The organism is Natrinema soli (genome assembly GCF_028618695.1).
In genome coordinates, this window is sequence record NZ_JAQIVI010000205.1 from 1 (window position 1) to 2882 (window position 2882).

The 2882-nt window shown below is 65.9% G+C and carries 4 protein-coding genes and 1 pseudogene; 1 reads left to right on the forward strand and 4 read right to left on the reverse strand.

The annotated features are described in order from the left end of the window. From PGX04_RS13315 to PGX04_RS13325, 3 genes and pseudogenes are all read right to left on the reverse strand, one after another. Nucleotides 1-405 (reverse strand): annotated as a pseudogene (locus PGX04_RS13315) (SAM-dependent methyltransferase); the annotation flags it as partial. After that, on the reverse strand, nt 402-791 hold the full coding sequence (locus PGX04_RS13320) for a nascent polypeptide-associated complex protein (RefSeq protein ID WP_273738941.1): 390 nt from the start codon (nt 789-791) through the stop codon (nt 402-404). The gene PGX04_RS13320 and the pseudogene PGX04_RS13315, both read right to left, overlap by 4 nt. 82 nt (nt 792-873) lie before the next feature. Beyond that, nucleotides 874-1731: an SDR family oxidoreductase gene (locus PGX04_RS13325; protein WP_273738942.1), complete on the reverse strand. Its 858-nt coding sequence runs from the start codon at nt 1729-1731 to the stop codon at nt 874-876. Nucleotides 1732-1889: 158 nt separating this feature from the next. On the opposite strand from PGX04_RS13325, the gene PGX04_RS13330 reads away from it, so the two are divergent. Next, complete coding sequence (locus PGX04_RS13330) at nt 1890-2507, forward strand: HD domain-containing protein (protein ID WP_273738944.1); 618 nt, start codon at nt 1890-1892, stop codon at nt 2505-2507. Nucleotides 2508-2525: 18 nt separating this feature from the next. Here the strand turns inward: PGX04_RS13330 and PGX04_RS13335 are convergent. After that, the coding region (locus PGX04_RS13335; RefSeq protein ID WP_273738945.1) for a PUA domain-containing protein at nt 2526-2882 on the reverse strand (357 nt) is incomplete at its 5' end.

Below are 2882 nucleotides of genomic sequence, written 5' to 3' on the forward strand. Positions count from 1 at the left end.
CGTGGCCGCGAGGACGCCGGTTCCGGTACCGGCGTCGAGAACCCGATCGCCGCCGGCGATCCCCGTCTCGCCCATCACGAGCCCGATATCGCGGGGGACCATCGGCGCGCCCGTCCGCTCGAACTGGTGAAAGAGATCCGGGCCCCGCAGCCGGCGGACGTGAAACTCGTCGCCCAGATGCGTCTCGATGGTGTCGCCCGACTGCACGTCCTCGGGGACCTCGAGCACGCCGAGGTCGGTCCCCTGTTCGCCGCCGGGTTTCACGAGGTATTCGCGATCGCCGCGGACGAGCAACACCGGGACGCGGTCGTCGCCGCCTTCGGCTCCTGCGTCGGTCTCGGTGTCGGTCCCTGCCTCGGTGTCGGACTCGTCGTCCGCGTTCTCGTTGCCGCTCACTCGAGTCACTCGAGGGAGGCGACCGCCGCGGCGAGGTCGCCGTCGTTCTCCTCGAGGGCCTCGCGAGCCTCGTCCTTGCCGACGCCGGCTTGCGTGGCGACGAGTTCGACGTCGTCGTCGGGGATCGACGGCTCGGCGTCGCTTCCGGTATCCTCACTGGCGGTGCTACCGCCGGCGGATCCGGATTCGACCTCCTCGGGCGAGCCGATGACCTGGTAGGTCTCCTGGCCGCGGGCGTCCATCTTGGTGACCTCGGCGTCGTCGAAGACGAGGTCGTACTCGTCGGTGCGGATGATGACCTCCTCGGCGTCGATGTCCTCGACGTCGATCCCCATCTGCTCCATCATCTGTTCCATCTTGCGCGGATTGAGTCCGCCGCCGCCTCCTCCAAACATACTCGACACGTCGCCGCGGGTTCCCTTTTACTTTGTCGTTCGTTCGAGCACCGGGTAACGAGAACGGGGTGATGACGAGTCCTTACGTCTCACTCGAGCGCGAGTAGTCCGGGTCGAAGAGCTGTGCCGAGGTCGGGTCCGGATCGCCCTCGGTGAGATTGTACGCCGAGAAGTCCTCGACGCCGGCCTCACGCAAAAGCTCCTCGTCGTAGACGCTGTGCCCGGTGAACTCGCCCGGGTCGCGGTTGAGGATCTCCAGGACGGTGTCCGAGACGATATCGGGAGTGCGCCAGTCGTCCTCGGTCCCCATCTCGAAGTAGCGGGTCGCCCGCGTATCGATGGCGGTCACCGGCCAGAAGGTATTACAGCCGATATCGTCGCTCGCCAGTTCCCGCGCCAGCGACAGCGTGACGAAGGACATCCCCATCTTCGACCAGGAGTACGCCGCCGCTCCCGGCGCGCGATCGATCTCGACCGGCGGCGCGTTCGTCAGGATCCAGGCGTCGTCCTCGACCCCTCTGAGGTGATCGATGAATCCCCGGGAAACGAGATAGGTCCCGCGCACGTTGACCTCGTTCAGGAGGTCGTATCGGTCGGCCGGAACCCCCTCGACGTTCCCTATCTGGATGGCCGAGGCGTTGTTGATGACGATGTTGATCTCGCCCATCTCGTCGATCGCTTCCGCGATGGCCGCTTCGACGGCGTCCTCGTCGCGGACGTCCAGTTGGATCGCGTGCGTGTCGACCCCCTTCTCGGCGCACTCCTCGGCCGTCCTGTGTATCGTCCCCTCGAGGTCGGAGTCCGAGTCGTCGACGGTCTTTCCCGTCGAGACGATGTCGCAGCCCCGTTCGGCGAGCGCGAGCGCGAGTCGTTTCCCGATGCCTCTCGTCGTCCCCGTTATAAACGCGGTCTGGCCGCTCAGATCTGGTTTCTGTCGCATCCGTACTCGATACTCTCACCCGCCAGACTAATATTTCGTGCAGAACACGTGCTCTCGGAGCGAATGGAGAACGGGCAGGTGACTGCACTCCCCCTCTCGTGGCGAACCGAACCTCGTAACCGACGTTTTCAACCCGCACTGGCGCGTGGTGTCCCACGATGGACGACGAATTCGATGCGCTGCTCGAGGCGTTCGAGCTGAAAGACGAGCGCCGGACAGGGTGGGCCCTCCGCGGGATCGAGTCGCCGGAATCGGTCGCGGCACATACCTGGGGAATGGCGACGCTGTGTCTGCTGTACGCCGACCGAGCCGACGACGGTGTGGACCGCGAACGAGCGGTATCGATGGCGCTCGTTCACGACCTCGCGGAAGCACGAACGGGTGATATCGCGACGCGAGCGGAAACGGGCAAACAGCGAGTGACCGGCGAGGAAAAAGCGACCCTCGAGCGGGACGCGATCACCGATCTGCTCGAGCCGTTTCGGAATGACGACGACCTTCTGTCGCTCTGGACGGAGTACGAGGCGCGCGAAACGCCGACCGCGCAGTTCGTCAAGGACATGGATCTGATCGACAACTGCCTGCAGGCCCTCGAGTACGAGCGCGAGGATCGCTACGACGACACCGAACAAAACGACGCGTTCTCCGAGTACGAGAACCTCGACGAGTTCTTCGCGACGGCCGCGCCGCGGCTCCGGACGGCGGTCGGCGAAACGCTGTTCGAGGAGATCAAAGCGCGCTACGAACGCGAAATCGGGCGAGAGTGCCGGTTGTAGCGGGGCGGTCCGACCGTTCTACGTTTCGGCGGGTGCACCCTCGCGCACGTTCACCGCCATCCCCGTCTCGAAGTCCCGGATCGCCGCTGCGTCGAGCTGTGCCGTCCCGACCGCGAGTAACTCGCCGCGCTCGTGGACGACCAGCACCTCGTCGCCCGCCCGGATCTCGTCGCCGACCTCAAGCACGAACTTCGCGAAGACGTTCTTCTCGTCGCGGACGAACGGCTCGCTCTCGTCGTCGACGACGACGCGATAGGACGGACGGTCGAGCGCGGCGTCGAGCCGGCGACCGCCCTCGAGTCCGAGGGTGAATCGGCCGTCGGTGCCGAAGGAGACGATCCGGCCCGCCTCGGCGTGGACCTGCTGTGGCCGCCC

What these genes read in the sequence shown, in the direction of transcription:
- PGX04_RS13320 (WP_273738941.1), bottom strand. Translation starts at nt 791, where the DNA reads ATGTTTGGAGGAGGCGGCGGCGGACTCAATCCGCGCAAGATGGAACAG.
- PGX04_RS13325 (WP_273738942.1), bottom strand. Translation starts at nt 1,731, where the DNA reads ATGCGACAGAAACCAGATCTGAGCGGCCAGACCGCGTTTATAACGGGG.
- PGX04_RS13330 (WP_273738944.1), top strand. Translation starts at nt 1,890, where the DNA reads ATGGACGACGAATTCGATGCGCTGCTCGAGGCGTTCGAGCTGAAAGAC.